At 42.5% G+C, this 14471-nt stretch carries 15 protein-coding genes and 1 pseudogene; 13 read left to right on the top strand and 3 right to left on the bottom strand.

Annotated elements, in window-relative coordinates; all coding sequences use genetic code 11:
• Positions 1-13 precede the first annotated feature (13 nt).
• Positions 14-2524: a PAS domain S-box protein gene (locus NIES1031_RS02270; protein ID WP_073547907.1), complete on the bottom strand. Its 2511-nt coding sequence runs from the start codon at positions 2522-2524 to the stop codon at positions 14-16.
• 437 nt (positions 2525-2961) lie between these two features.
• On the opposite strand from NIES1031_RS02270, the gene NIES1031_RS02275 reads away from it, so the two are divergent.
• The 8 genes and pseudogenes from NIES1031_RS02275 (at position 2962) to NIES1031_RS02310 (ending at position 9927) form a co-directional block, all read left to right on the top strand.
• A complete protein-coding gene (locus tag NIES1031_RS02275; RefSeq protein WP_073547908.1) occupies positions 2962-4176 on the top strand; it encodes an acetate/propionate family kinase in 1215 nt (404 codons plus the stop codon).
• A gap of 4 nt (positions 4177-4180) precedes the next feature.
• Positions 4181-4825 (top strand): Uma2 family endonuclease, encoded by a 645-nt coding sequence (locus NIES1031_RS02280; protein WP_073547909.1) that lies wholly within the window; start codon positions 4181-4183, stop codon positions 4823-4825.
• A 92-nt stretch (positions 4826-4917) separates the two neighbouring features.
• Complete coding sequence (locus tag NIES1031_RS02285) at positions 4918-5295, top strand: MerR family transcriptional regulator (RefSeq protein WP_178378027.1); 378 nt, start codon at positions 4918-4920, stop codon at positions 5293-5295.
• 54 nt (positions 5296-5349) lie between these two features.
• A complete protein-coding gene (locus NIES1031_RS02290) occupies positions 5350-6357 on the top strand; it encodes a zinc-dependent alcohol dehydrogenase family protein (RefSeq protein ID WP_073547910.1) in 1008 nt (335 codons plus the stop codon).
• An 18-nt stretch (positions 6358-6375) separates the two neighbouring features.
• Positions 6376-7491 (top strand): annotated as a pseudogene (locus NIES1031_RS02295) (NADH:flavin oxidoreductase/NADH oxidase).
• Between the two features lie 13 nt (positions 7492-7504).
• A complete protein-coding gene (locus tag NIES1031_RS02300) occupies positions 7505-8221 on the top strand; it encodes an NAD(P)H-dependent oxidoreductase (protein WP_073547911.1) in 717 nt (238 codons plus the stop codon).
• Between the two features lie 60 nt (positions 8222-8281).
• A complete protein-coding gene (locus NIES1031_RS02305; RefSeq protein ID WP_073547912.1) occupies positions 8282-8980 on the top strand; it encodes a glutathione binding-like protein in 699 nt (232 codons plus the stop codon).
• A 149-nt stretch (positions 8981-9129) separates the two neighbouring features.
• Entirely contained in the window at positions 9130-9927 is a 798-nt protein-coding gene (locus tag NIES1031_RS02310; protein ID WP_073547913.1) for an alpha/beta fold hydrolase, read from the top strand.
• A 46-nt stretch (positions 9928-9973) separates the two neighbouring features.
• On the opposite strand, the gene NIES1031_RS02315 is transcribed toward NIES1031_RS02310, so the two are convergent.
• Together NIES1031_RS02315 and NIES1031_RS02320 are read right to left on the bottom strand one after the other, a co-directional pair.
• Positions 9974-10327 carry a type II toxin-antitoxin system VapC family toxin gene (locus tag NIES1031_RS02315; RefSeq protein WP_073547914.1) on the bottom strand — a complete coding sequence of 118 codons (354 nt, stop codon included), beginning with the start codon at positions 10325-10327 and terminating at the stop codon, positions 9974-9976.
• A complete protein-coding gene (locus NIES1031_RS02320) occupies positions 10314-10577 on the bottom strand; it encodes an AbrB/MazE/SpoVT family DNA-binding domain-containing protein (RefSeq protein WP_073547915.1) in 264 nt (87 codons plus the stop codon). Before NIES1031_RS02320 ends, NIES1031_RS02315 begins: the two co-directional genes overlap by 14 nt.
• Positions 10578-10669: 92 nt before the next feature.
• On the opposite strand from NIES1031_RS02320, the gene NIES1031_RS24675 reads away from it, so the two are divergent.
• The 5 genes from NIES1031_RS24675 to NIES1031_RS02340 all read left to right on the top strand — a co-directional run bounded on the left by NIES1031_RS24675 (position 10670) and on the right by NIES1031_RS02340 (position 14363).
• A complete protein-coding gene (locus NIES1031_RS24675; RefSeq protein WP_218596643.1) occupies positions 10670-10828 on the top strand; it encodes a hypothetical protein in 159 nt (52 codons plus the stop codon).
• Positions 10829-11173, top strand: coding sequence for a GNAT family N-acetyltransferase (locus NIES1031_RS24680; RefSeq protein ID WP_218596644.1), 345 nt, complete (start codon positions 10829-10831; stop codon positions 11171-11173).
• 100 nt (positions 11174-11273) lie between these two features.
• The gene (locus NIES1031_RS02330) at positions 11274-12506 is read left to right on the top strand and encodes a BaiN/RdsA family NAD(P)/FAD-dependent oxidoreductase (RefSeq protein WP_073547916.1); all 1233 of its coding nucleotides are present in this window, start codon (positions 11274-11276) and stop codon (positions 12504-12506) included.
• A 101-nt stretch (positions 12507-12607) separates the two neighbouring features.
• Positions 12608-13657 (top strand): UDP-3-O-(3-hydroxymyristoyl)glucosamine N-acyltransferase, encoded by a 1050-nt coding sequence (gene lpxD, locus NIES1031_RS02335; RefSeq protein ID WP_073547917.1) that lies wholly within the window; start codon positions 12608-12610, stop codon positions 13655-13657.
• Positions 13658-13847: 190 nt separating this feature from the next.
• Complete coding sequence (locus NIES1031_RS02340) at positions 13848-14363, top strand: Hsp20/alpha crystallin family protein (protein ID WP_073547918.1); 516 nt, start codon at positions 13848-13850, stop codon at positions 14361-14363.
• The last annotated feature ends 108 nt before the right edge of the window (positions 14364-14471 follow it).

The raw sequence follows: 14471 nt of genomic DNA on the forward strand, positions 1-14471 counted from the left end.
TTTCTCATTACTTCTACTTTTTGATCGCATAATGCAAAGTTTCTAATAAATCTTTTGCTGTGCAAGGCTTGGGTAGAAAAGCTTGTACACCTAAACCAGTTTTTGCAGCTATTTTTTCATTAGAACTAAGTCCACTGATGGCAATAATTTTTACTACAGGATTTATCTTTTGTAACGTCATAATTGTAAGCGTACCATCCATAGAAGGCATCATCATATCAAGTAAAATTACTGCAATTTCATCTTGAAACTTAGCATAAATTTTCAAGGCTTTAGCACCATCACTTGCAGTTATAACGCGATAATTATACGCTTCTAAAGAAAGCTTCGTTGCTTCGCGAATACTTGTTTCATCATCAACAACTAAAATTAATTCACCATTTCCTAATAGAAGTTCACTATCTTTGGTTGGTTGTGGTTCGGTTGCTTTGCTTGCAGGTAAGTATATGCTAAATTTTGTCCCTTTGCCAACTTCACTATAGACATTCACAAATCCACCATGATTTTTTACAATTCCTAGTGCCGTAGCTAATCCTAATCCAGTACCTTTTCCGACTTCTTTAGTTGTAAAAAATGGTTCAAAAATTCGCTCGATGATTTCCGGTGGAATGCCAATACCTGTATCAGTGACAGCGATCGCAACATAACACCCCACCGCTGCCTCGACATTCATCTGAGCATAGTAGTCGTCAATTATAGTATTTTCTGCTTGAATACTTAAAGTGCCACCCTTGGGCATCGCATCTCGCGCATTAACTACTAAGTTCATCAATACTTGATGTAGTTGTGTCGCATCACCGAAAATTGTCCATAAATGAGGAGAAATATCGGTGACAACTTCAATTGATTTCGGGAAGGTCTCTTTAATGAGATGGACAATTTCTGAGATTAAGTGTTTGACTTGTAAAGTAACGCGATCGCCTTCAAAACCACGTGCAAAAGACAAAACTTGTTTAACTAATGCCGCACCGCGTTTGACATTGCTTTCTAATGAGTTGAGTAAATGTTGACTTTGGGTATCGCTAAACTTCATTTGTAATAGTTGTACTGACATTAAAATCGGTGTCAATACATTATTAAGATCGTGGGCAATTCCACCGGCTAGCGTACCAATACTTTCCATACGTTGTACGCGTAATAATTGTGCTTCGAGCCTTTTTTTCTCGGTGATGCCCGTGTTAACAACTAATATTGATTTAGGATTTCCTTGCGCGTCGCGGACTAATGTCCAGCGACTGGCTACAATAATTTGTTTCCCATTTTTATCGACTTGACGCAACTCGCCTTGCCATTCGCCATCTGTGTTGAGCTTTTCTTGCAAAACGACAATTTTTAATGCTGGTTCGTCGTGTAAAAGTTCATCAGCATTTTTCCCCAAAGCTTCGCGCGCTTGCCAACCATATAAACGTTCTGCGCCTTTATTCCAAAAAGAAATTCGGTTTTCTAAGTCTTGAACAAAAATCGCATCGACCGCAATATCAAGTAACGCTGCTTGTTCGCGAATTGTTTGTTCGGCGGCGTAGCGATCGCTAATATCGGCAATCACTGCCATAATGCCATTAATCTGATTGCTAGCATCGCGCAACGGTGCGGTAGAAAGCGAAATCGCGATCGCTTGACCATCTTTTTTGTAACTCCTCAGTTCAACACCACTAATTGCTTCACCTTGTAAGATTCGCGCTTGGAGGTGACGATCAAGTTGTTGATTGTCAAAAATCGGCAAATACTGGTTAACGATCTCGCGACGACTCCAGCCCATAATTCTTTCAGCCGCAGGATTCCACAAACTCACTTTTCCACTAGGCGTGAGCGCTACAATTCCGAGGGGTGATGATTGAATCAGCGTTTCGAGTGTTTGGTTCGCTTTTCTCAGTGACTCTTCTGCGTGTTGGCGTTGCTGGATATAGCGGTGAATCAAGTAATACAACAGTACCAACAATCCGACATTGAGTAGCATTGAGACTGAGGATGTCACGATTTCGTCGCGAAAGCCATTTTGCGATTGTTGCGCGCGTTGTTGTAGTCTAAGTCGCTCGCTTTTTTCCATTTCGCCGACAATTTGGTGAATATCTTCCATTAATTGCTTACCACGACCCGATAACACAATAGCTCTTGCTGCATCAAATTGATTTTTTTGCTCTAAGTCGATTGTGCGTTCTAGTTCGGCAAATTTCGCACTCATGGCTTGTTCGAGTTGGGCGATTTGTTGCTGTTGCTTAAGGGAATCTGCGGTAAGTTGCTTGAGTTTGGCAAGTTGTTCTTGTGTTTGTGTCCTTGCTAACACATACGGTGCTAAGTATTGTGTGTCTCGTGTCAGTAGGTAGCCGCGTTGTCCGGTTTCTGCATCTTTGAGTTTTGAAAGTGTTGTTTCTAGTTCGGCGATGACTTGATGGCTATGCGCGATCGCTTGTTCGTTCGTAATGAGTTTCTGTGTACTGCGATACGAAATCGCCGCATTACTCAACGCAAACGCTAATACGACAAAAAATCCTGCGGTTAATCTTTTTGGAACGGAGCGTAGCATCAGCGTGATCGCCCCCTTTAGTGTCTGCGGCGGACTAAAGCTATCTCGTACACTGTATCCATTGTGTATTTTTTTTTCCTGTCGATTGACAGTTGCATAAATACCTGCTGGGTTACTTGCTCTAGCTTTTAGACGAAATCGAAATATAGTAATCGAGCGGCAATTTAGGACATTATAGAAGCTCAGAGGAATTACCCTAATTACCTTTTAACCCTGACCTCTAATCTATTACTGATTTCAGCTTAACTTCAATTTAACTGCCAATTATTTTGATTTTATCTTGCGGGTGAGGATTTTTGCGTTAAACTTTCCAAACACTCATATGAGTATTCACAATTGCTTGGCTAATCAAACAAAAAATATCTCTGTGCTATTCACAACACATCTTCAAGCATCGCGATCGCTACAGTAGTCATGTAAGAAAAAAGGCTGTTTCTATGAAAATCCTTGTCCTTAACGCAGGATCGAGTAGCCAAAAAAGTTGTTTATACGAACTGAGCGATCCTTTACCCGACTCGCCCCCGCATCCCGTATGGGAAGCGAAAGTAGACTGGAGCCGACATCCTGGAATAGCTGCTATTAAAATTAATGCTCAAGATAGAGTTTTAGAAACCGAACTCGAAACTGATTCGCGCCCTGAAGTCATTTCCTACTTATTCGATACCTTAGTAAGCGGTAAAACGCAGGTTATTGACGATCTCAGTGAAATTGATATTGCAGGTCATCGCGTTGTCCATGGCGGTCAAGATTACCGCGAAGCAACTCTGATTACTCCTGAAGTCAAAGATACTATTTTGCTTTTATCTGATTTTGCGCCTTTGCACAATCCTGCGAACCTTGAAGGTATTGAAGCGATTGAACAACTGCTACCATCTTTACCGCAAGTTGCCGTGTTTGATACTGCATTTCATAGTCAGATACCATTAAGCGCAGCAGTTTATCCAGGTCCTTACGAATGGTTTGAGCAAGGTATTCGTCGCTATGGTTTCCACGGTATCAGTCACCAATATTGCGCGCATCGGGCTGCAACACTGCTAAAGCGCGATTTACAGTCTTTACGGCTGATTATTTGTCATTTAGGAAATGGCTGTTCGTTATCCGCTATTCGTGATGGAGTCAGCATTGACACGACAATGGGTTTTACTCCTCTAGAAGGCTTGATGATGGGAAGTCGCTGTGGCTCAATTGACCCTGGTATTTTAATTTACCTATTGCGCGATCGCGAACTCGACGCAGATAAGCTCGATGAAATCCTCAATCATAATTCTGGCTTAAAAGGAATCTCTGGAGTATCCCAAGATATGCGCCAAATTCAAAGCGCGATCGCATCAAGTAACTCGCGCGCCCAACTCGCTTTTGATATGTATGTGCATTCGCTACGTAAACACATCGGTGCAATGCTAGCAACTTTGGGCGGTTTAGATGCGTTGGTTTTTACAGGTGGTGTTGGTGAAAATCAAGCTCAATTACGTGCTAAGGCTTGTGAATCGTTCGCTTTTTTAGGTTTAAAGCTCGATTTAGCTCAAAATGCTGATTCTCCAGGCGATACTGATATTGCAACAAATGATTCTACAGTGCGCGTTTTAATTATCAATACTCAAGAAGATTGGGCGATCGCTACCGAATGCTGGAAACTTACGCTTGATACTTAGCACTATGAACGAACTCAAAACACAACTACCTACAGATACTTGGGTAGATTGTACGTGGGAAGAATTTATACAAGCGACAACACAACCTGAATATGCAAAAGCCAAATGCTATTACTACAACGGACAATTAAGGTTAGAAATGTCGCCTGTAGGGACTAATCATTCTTTAGATAATGGACTAATTGTTCTACTTGTAAACTTATTTGGTATTGCTAAAGGAATACCGTTGAAGTTACTAATTAACTGCAGCTATCGTCAACCAGGTATTAAGGAAGCCCAACCAGATGCATCTTACTACGTTGGAGAACGAGTAACGAGCGCTCCTACTGGTTCTTCTGTTGTTAATCTTGAATTTAATCCACCTCCAGATTTAGTCATTGAAGTAGCAGATACATCGCTAACCGATGATATCGGGCAGAAGCGTTTACTATACGAAGATTTAGCAGTTGGTGAATACTGGGTAGTAGATGTGAATAAGGCGCAAGTTATAGCTTTTAAAATTCTTTCAAATGGCGGTAGCCAACGAATTAGCGAATCAAGTGTATTACCAGGACTCGCGATCACGCGTTTAGAAGAAGGTTTACAACGCAGCCGCGACACTGATAATACCACTGTTGCTGCTTGGTTTTTGCAAGCCTTTAGTCAATGACAACAAAACTTGACACCAGGGGAAAAACGCAGTAATCTACAAGTTAACGTTAACGTCAATCTGGTGCATCAGTAAACAAAGTGATTGAAAAAATGCGAATTGGAGAGCTAGCGCAAAAAGCTGGCGTAACTCCAAGAACGATTCGCTACTATGAAAACTTAGGACTACTCAACCCAAGTGAACGGGAGGGAAATGGCTTTCGCTATTACACGGAAGCTGAGTTACTGCGACTACAAAAAATAGATTGTCTCAAAGCACTTGGACTCACTCTCGAAGAAATTGCTAGCGTGATTGACTTGTACTTTGAAGATCCAACCGAACTCAAAGCTAAGCAAAAGGTGTTAACAATCTTACAAGCACATCTCCAAGAAACTGACGACAAATTGAGCGCACTCGCGCAGTTTCGTTCAGAGTTGCTTTTTAATATTACTAAAATTCAAAAATGTATTGAGCAAATCAATAGCCAGTAATTTTTTTTGATTTTTGTTGACGTTAACGTCAAAGTTAAGACAAGGTAAAGTACGATGAAGGTATACGAAATTCAACAATTTGGCATAGATACTCTAAAACTAACCGAACGCCCCGATCCGCAACTGAGTTACGGACACGTACTTGTAAAAATGCGCGCGGCTTCGTTGAATTACCGAGATTTGATGGTCGTCAAAGGTTTATACGATCCAAAGCTAGCTTTACCGAGAATTCCTTTTTCTGATGGTGTAGGCGCAGTTGTCGCGGTAGGCGAAGGTGTAACGCGCGTGAAAGTCGGCGATCGCGTTGCGGGACTTTTCTTTCAAAAGTGGATCGGCGGCGAACTGACACAAGAAATTGCGCAATCGGCTTTAGGCGGTGCAATTGAAGGAATTCTAGCGGAGTACGCACTACTGCATGAAGATGGTGTTGTTCGCGTACCCGAACATCTCACTGATGAAGAAGCAGCAAGTTTACCTTGTGCGGCTGTCACTGCATGGAATGCGCTATTTCACGCGGGTAATTTAAAAGCCGGCGATACCGTATTGGTGCAAGGAACTGGCGGAGTTTCGATATTTGCGTTGCAATTTGCCCTCCTTGCGGGTGCGAAGGTAATTGCCACATCAAGTAGCAATGAGAAACTAGAACGCGTCCGCAAAATGGGCGCAGCGGAAACAATTAACTATAAACAAACTCCTGAGTGGGGTAGTCGAGTGCGCGAACTCACCGATGATAAAGGTGTTGATTATGTCGTTGAAGTCGGCGGCGCAAGAACGTTATCCGAATCGCTACACGCGGTACGTCACGGCGGACAAATTAGTTTAATTGGGGTTTTAAGCGGTGGTAAAGGTGAAGTTGCAACCGCAGCCATTTTGATGAAAAACGTCCGCGTACAGGGAATTTATGTTGGTTCGCGTGAGATGTTCGCGGCGATGAATTCGGCGATCGCATTACATAAATTACGTCCTGTCGTTGATCGCGTGTATCCTTTCCACGAAGTACCAGAAGCGCTGAAATATATGGAAAGTGGTTCGCACTTCGGTAAAATTTGCATCCGCTTTTAATTACTAAAGAGGAAAACAATGCCACACTTATTTGATACATATCAACTCAAAGACATCACATTACGCAACCGTATTGGTGTTTCCCCCATGTGTCAGTATAGTTCGCACGATGGTGTAGCAACTGATTGGCATTTAGTTCACCTAGGTTCGCGTGCAGTAGGTGGTGCAGGATTAATTATTGCCGAAGCTACCGCAGTCGAAGCGCGGGGACGCATTTCTCCAGGTGATGCAGGAATTTGGGCAGACAAGCACATCGAACCGCTACAACGCATCAACCAATTTATTAAAGCGCATGGTGCAGTACCAGGCATTCAAATTGCCCACGCTGGTAGAAAAGCAAGTGCCGCGCGTCCTTGGGAAGGCGATCATTCGCTTAAAGACGAAGAAGGTGGTTGGGAAACTATTGCACCGAGTCCCCTAGCTTTTGGTAATAAGCTATGGCGGGTTCCGAAAGAAATGACTAAAGAAGATATTCAAGAAGTGCAAAATGCGTTTCGCGCAGCGGCATTACGTGCTTTAGAAGCAGGTTATGAGTGGTTAGAATTACATTTTGCTCACGGTTATTTAGCACACAGCTTTTACTCACCCTTGGCAAATCACCGCACTGATGAGTATGGTGGTAGTTTTGTCAGCTAATGTCGCGGAGGAAACCTCCGCGCCCGCTGCCATGTCAACCGTATTCGCTTTGTAATAGAAACAACGCAAGCTGTACGCGAAGTTTGGTCAGAACGTTTCCCATTAACCGCAAGGTTATCGTGTTCGGATTGGGTAGAAGGCGGCTGGACAATTGAAGATTCGGTAGAACTTGCGAAAAAGCTCAAAGCCGAAGGTGTAGATTTGATTGATTGTAGTTCGGGTTTTAATTCTCCAGATTACAAAAACTATCCTTTCGGTGCGGGTTGGCAAGTGCCTTTTGCCCAGAAAATTCGCCACGAAGCTGAAATCGCGACAGCGGCGGTAGGTTCAATTACTAGCCCAATGCAAGCTGATGAAATTATCCGCAATGGACGTGCTGATATTGTTCTAATTGGGCGTGAGATGTTGCGCGATCCTTACTGGGCATATCGTGCGGCGCAAGAATTGCACCAAGAGGAAAAACTGAATTTACCAATTCAATACGCGAGTGGATTGTAAGGAATATACCTGCATGAAAGTTTTTATTGTTCACGCACATCCCGAACCAAAAAGCTTTAATGGTGCATTAACTCGTCATGCCAAAGTAGTACTAGAAAATGCAGCACATGAAGTTAAAATTTCTGATCTGTATGCCATGAAATTTAATCCTGTTTCAGATCGTCGTAATTTTACATCTCAAAAAAATCAAGATTACTTTAAACAACAAACTGAAGAATTGTATGCAACTGAAATCGACGGTTTCGCCCTCGATATTCGCTCAGAAATGAAAAAACTAGATTGGTGCGATGTGCTCATTTTTCAGTTTCCCCTGTGGTGGTTTTCTGTTCCAGCAATTCTTAAAGGCTGGGTTGATCGAGTATTCGCGATGGGACGTATTTATGGTGGTGGGAAATGGTATGACAACGGTACGTTTCAAGGCAAAAAAGCAATGTTGTCATTGACTACTGGTGCTCCTGAAACTAGATATAGCGAAACAGGATTAAATGGATTTATTGACGATCTCTTGTTTCCTATTCATCATGGAATCTTTCATTATGTGGGATTTGATGTATTACCACCGTTTATCGCTTGGGCAGTCAATCGTGTAAGCGAAGAACAAAGACAGCATTATTTAGAAACATACCAACAAAGACTTTTATCGATTGATAAAACGCCAGCGATCGCTTATCCTGCTTTAGCAGATTATGACGAGAATTTTCAGTTGAAGTCAGCAAACGAAGCAAGCTGAAATTACTGTAAGTTGTATATCGCAACCATCAAACTTTGTACTCAATTAAGAGAGACTAAAATGATTGATCTTTATTACTGGACAACGCCCAACGGTCACAAAATTACAATGTTTTTAGAGGAAGTTGAACTTCCTTATACGATCATTCCTATAAATATTGGCACGGGAGATCAGTTTAAGCCCGAATTTCTTAAGATTGCTCCGAACAATCGTATTCCTGCAATTGTTGATCGCGCACCCGTTGATGGCGGCGAACCCGTTTCAGTGTTTGAATCAGGAGCGATTCTACTGTATTTAGCCGAAAAAACTGGAAAACTGATTTCAGCAGATATCCGCCAACGTGCTGAAGTTTTGCAATGGTTATTCTGGCAAATGGGTGGTTTAGGACCAATGGCAGGGCAAAATCATCATTTTAGTCAGTATGCACCAGAAAAGATTCCTTATGCAATCGACCGCTATGTTAATGAGACAGGACGCTTGTATGCAGTCATGAATAAAAGATTAAGCGATCGCACGTTTATTGCTGGTAATAACTACTCAATCGCGGACATTGCAGCTTATCCCTGGATTGTACCCTATGAGCGCCAAGGGCAGAAGCTAGAAGACTTCCCTCACTTGCAGCGCTGGTTTGAGGCGATTAAAGCACGTCCTGCAACGATTCGTGCTTATGAAAAAGCCGAAGCATTTAAAGACCAAACACTCGATATTGAGAAGTCACGCAATTTGTTGTTTAACCAATCAGCAAACACGATTCAGTAATGGGTAATTGAAAAGCTGTTAGCGTTTAGCGGTTAGCAGTTAGCACGGAAAAAAAGCTAATAGCCAATTGCTAATTACTAATTGTTACCCAAGACCAATGATCAGTTACCAATTACCAGCTTTTAAATTAGGTTTGTGTTCAGATTGCTATGCCCAAACTTCAGGCTAACGGAATTGAATTATTCTACAACATTCAGGGAACAGGCGAGCCTTTACTATTAATTCCTGGTTTCGCCTGCGACTATGCGCACTGGGATTTGTTAATGCCCTCACTCGTCACGGAGTATCAAGTTATTCGTTTAGACAATCGCGGTATCGGACAAAGTTCTGCGCCAGATAGTCCATACAGCATCAAACAAATGGCAAAAGATGCGGCAATTCTACTCGAACATATCGGTGTGAGTAAAGTTCATGTTGCTGGTCATTCGATGGGTGGTCAAATTGCCCAAGAGTTAGCATTAGCACACCCAGAAAAGGTACATAGTTTGATGCTGTTGGCGACTTTTGCCATAGGCGATCGCCGATTTTGTAGCATTATTGAAACGCTTGGTGATCTTCCACGCATTTTAGATCCCGAAGCTTATTTTTATGTAGTGTTACCTTGGGCAGTTAGTGAAGATTTTTACTTGATTCCTGGCGCTGTAGAAGAAGCACTCAAGTTGAAACTTGAGTATCCTTTCCCACCCACTCCACACGGATTGTATCATCAAAGTCGAGCGATTATTAGTAGCAACACCTTAAACCGTTTACAGGAAATTACTTGCCCTACACTAGTTTTGGTAAGTCAGCAGGATATTCTCACGCCAATTAAGTTTTCCGAACAACTTGCGCAAGGTATTTCCAATGCTGAACTTGTGGTTCTAAAGCGTGGCGGTCACGATCTTTTAATTGACGCACCAGAGGCAGTAGCTACTGCCATGCTGAACTTTTTAGCAAAGACTAGATAAACAAATCAACAAAATAATTTCTAACTATCCAACGGTGTAATTAAATCTAACGCTTCGCAAACTTAGCGTCCAATGTGTAAAGTACAGAACAGCTTTGACTTTGCGCTAAGTGAAGTGCATCAGCAAAATCTAAACTATTCTCGTGCCACCGCAAAGCTTGCGCTATTAAAGTTGCGTTTGTTGGATGAACATTAGGCAACCCGAGAAGGTTCCTAAATACCTGGCAAATTTCACTAGGTTTGAAATTGTAAGCAAAGCGTAATACCCATTCAGTTTCGAGCAGGACTGTATCTGGAACAAAGATGTCTTGCTTTTGAAATATCTGAAGGCTTTTATCGTATTGCGGTTCATCATCTTGTGTTAAGAGACGTACAAAAGTGTTTGTATCAACTGCGAGCATGCCACTGTTGCATCACTCCTTGGCGAATCGCATCTTCTAACTCATCGAGACTTTTTGGTTTTCCCCGATAGCTTAAACAGCCTGCAACCTGCGCTAATGTTGTCTTTGCAAAAGGTTTTTTAGGTTTGAGGAGAATACCATTGCCGACATCAATGGCAATTAGTTCTTGACCAACTTCCCAGTGATGAGCAGTACGTAAGACTCTTGGAATGATCACTTGTCCTTTACTTGACGAACGAGTGACTTGCATCAAATTCAGCAAAGTAAAAAGTAAGAAATATGTAAAAATTCTCACATGAGCATCTTGAAAATCGTTGCAACAGTTGACTTGGCTGTTATGTCATGCTTACTCAATCGACATTAGAGACGAGTAGATTGAACCTACGTTCACTAACCCAGGCAGATATACCCTCAATACAACGCTGCGCCAGCGTTCGGGCGATCGCCGATACGATGATCTCTATTCCTCATCCCTATCCTGAAGGTGAAGCTGGGCGTTAAGTGTTAAGACGACTTACAGAATTTGAAGCGGGGAATTCGGGTTCATTTGTCATTGAGTGCAAATCTCAACCAGCATTTTGTGGAGCGATCGAGATTCGCGATATTGAGCCAGAACCTTCTCGAGCCGAGTTGAGTTTTTGGTTAGCCTTTGAGATGTGGGGAAAAGGGTACATGAGCGAAGCATTACAACCCATACTTTGCTTTGGATTTGAAAATTTAGAACTCAATAGGCTCTACGCCTATCACATAATGAGAAACCCAAGTTCTGGCAAAGTATTGCAGAAAAATGGATTTGTACAAGAAGGAGTGTTACGTCAGCGAGTCCGAAAAATGGGGAGTATTTGAAGATGTAAAGCTATGGGCGATTCTACAAAGCGACTGGCAAGGAGAAGCAGTATAACGCTAGGTTGATATGTAGAAGGTACTAGAGGAAATTTTAGGAAAGTTGCAACCGTTAATCGTTGTTATTGGAGGAGGCGCGGCGGGTTTTTTTGGTGCGATCGCGGCAGTCCAAGCGCATCCTCATACGCAAGTCATTATTTTAGAAGCAAGTCACCAACCATTAGCGAAAGTGCGTGTTTCGGGTGGAGGAAGATGTAACGTCACCCATGCGTGTTTTGAACCAGCCGCCTTAGTACAAAATTATCCGAGAGGTGGTAAAGCTTTACGTGGCGCATTTTCGCGATTTCAAAGCCGCGATACTGTTAATTGGTTTGCCGCACAGGGAGTAACACTCAAAACTGAAGCTGATGGCAGAATGTTTCCTGTCACCGATGACTCAGAGACGATTGTTGATTGTTTGATGGAAAAGGCGATCGCTTTAGGAATCAAAATTCGTATAGGTGCAGCGGTTGTTTCCGTTAAGGCATTTGCTGGTACTACTTCGCGATTTGCAATTCAATTAAAATCGGGAGAAGTGATAACGTGCGATCGCGTCTTACTCGCAACAGGTAGTAACAAAGTCGGTCATCAAATCGCCGCGTCTTTAGGACACCACATTGAATCGCCTGTACCATCGCTTTACACATTTAATATTCTCGATCGAGATCTGCGCGAATTAGCTGGAGTCAGTGTCAACAGCGTCCGTTTAAAGTTAAGCGTTGGTAGCCATAAACTCGAACAAACAGGTTCATTGCTCATCACCCACTGGGGCTTAAGTGGTCCTGCGGTTCTCAAACTTTCTGCATGGGGGGCGCGGGTGCTTTATGACGCGAAATATCATGCAACTCTAATAATCAACTGGCTTCCACAATGTAACCCTGAAGATATCCGCCAAAAATTGCTTGCTGTTAAAACCGAATGGGCAAAACGGGCGATCGCGAGTAACTGTCCTTTTGAATTACCGCGTCGTCTATGGCAGTATTTAGTATCGCGGATTAATCTTGGCAGCGAAGACCGTTGGTCGGGAATATCGCATAAAAGCTTAAATCTACTCGTCCAAGAACTGACACAAGGACAATACTTGATTCAAGGGAAGGGAGTTTTCAAAGAAGAATTTGTCACCTGCGGTGGCATCAGTCTCAAAGAAGTCAACTTCAAAACAATGGAAAGTCGGCTGTGTCAAGGACTTTACTTTGCTGGAGAAATCCTTGATATTGATGGCATTACCGGAGGATTTAACTTTCAAAGTGCTTGGACAACGGCTTGGTTGGCGGGTCAAGCAATCGGAGTCGTCTAGGAATTATTTTTGAGTTTTAAGTTTTGATACGATTCCTTCCCCGATCTCTGACCTCCGACCTCTGACCTCTACATTAGTTTTTGAAACTATAAAAGTCAAAGATGAAATTTAGCGAAGTTGTTGAAAAACTCGGTGAAGCTGCTGCCAATAATAGCCTTAGTTTCGATAAAGATTGCGACCCTGACCTTCCTAGATTAGCACCAGTTGAAGAAGCTACAACGGGAACTTTGAGCTATATCGAAGGTGCCAAATTTGCCTCGCACGTTGCGACAACTGGTGCTAGTGCGTTAATTTTGCCGCAAGATGAAGCTCTACAAACACAAGCACAATCACGGGGTCTCGCTTGGATTACAACCTCCCAACCACGCTTACTTTTTGCACAAGCGATCGCGCTTTACTATCAACCGTTTCACCCTGCACCTGAAATTCATCCGAGTGCAGTGATTCATCCTTCCGTAAAACTTGGTGAAGACATATATATTGGCGCGCACGTTGTTATTCAAGCAGGTGTTAATATTGGCGATCGCGTCTGCATTTATCCCAACGTTGTTATTTACCCAGAAGTTCAAATCGGCGATCGCACGATTCTTCATGCGAATTGTACAATTCACGAGCGCACTCAGATTGGGGCTGGGTGTGTCATTCATAGTGGTGCAGTTATTGGTGCAGAAGGATTTGGTTTTGTTCCTTCACCGACAGGTTGGGTAAAGATGGAACAATCGGGCTACACCGTATTAGAAGACGGTGTAGAAATTGGTTGCAACAGCACGGTTGACCGCCCAGCAGTGGGAGAAACACGTATTGGTAAAAATACAAAAATTGACAATCTAGTACAAATTGGTCATGGTTGCCAAGTAGGTGCGAATTGTGCCTTTGCTGCGCACGTTGGTTTAGCTGGTGGTGTGAAAATTGGCAATCAAGTTATTCTTGCCGGTCAAGTAGGAATTGCCAATCAGGTAAAAGTTGGAGATGGGGCGGTTGCTTCTGCTAAAGCTGGTGTTCACAGTGATGTGCAGCCTGGAACAATTGTTTCTGGGAATCCTGCGCTACCACACAAAACTTTTCTCAAAGCATCTGCTGTCTACACGCGTTTACCAGACATTTATCAAACTCTCAAGCAGTTGCAACGCAGTTTGAGCAAAAAACAATAAATGTACTATTAGTCCGACAAGATAAGTAGGGTTATCCGCACTCGTTCATTTTTTATTTAGTTAATATGGAAGTAAAGGTGCAAGCAAAAAGTATCGAACGCACCATCTTTCTCATTTTGTATTGAACAGTTCATTGTTGAGTGACAAATTAATTCAGCCGCTGGCGCTGAGTTGTGGAGGTGACTTGACTATGGCATTAGTACATTGGCAACCATTTCAAGAAATTAATGCTTTGCGGCGTCAAATGGACCGGATGTTTGACGAAATTGCAGGATTCAATCGAGAATTAAAAGCAAACTGGATGCCTGCAATTGAAATGCAAGATCGTGAAGAACATATTATCTTGCGTGCGGAGATTCCTGGAATAAACGCTAAAGATCTTGATGTACAAGTAGCCCGCGATACAGTCACAATTGCGGGTGAAACTCGTCAAGAACAACAAACAGAGGACCGTGGATTCTGGCATTCCGAGTTTCGTTATGGTAAGTTTCAAAGGACGATTCCATTACCAGTAGCTGTTGAAAACGAACGAGTAGAAGCAAGCTACAAAGATGGAATTTTAACTTTGATGTTACCCAAGGTCGCTGAAGCAATCAACCGTGTCGTACACATCAACTTAACAGGAGATAAAGAAGCGATCACCGGTTCTGACTCAACTCATACACTAGATATAACAACTGAATCTGAGGCTCAAAATAATAGTTAACTTAAGTCAGTAATAGTACCAAATATTGAGCTAAGGTACTGTCACTATTTGATTAAAGAAAAATGCTGAGTAGTTATTATATTCTTGACTTACTCAGCATTTTTTTTG

Origin of the sequence: Chroogloeocystis siderophila 5.2 s.c.1 (assembly GCF_001904655.1) — a bacterium.
GTDB lineage: Bacteria > Cyanobacteriota > Cyanobacteriia > Cyanobacteriales > Chroococcidiopsidaceae > Chroogloeocystis > Chroogloeocystis siderophila.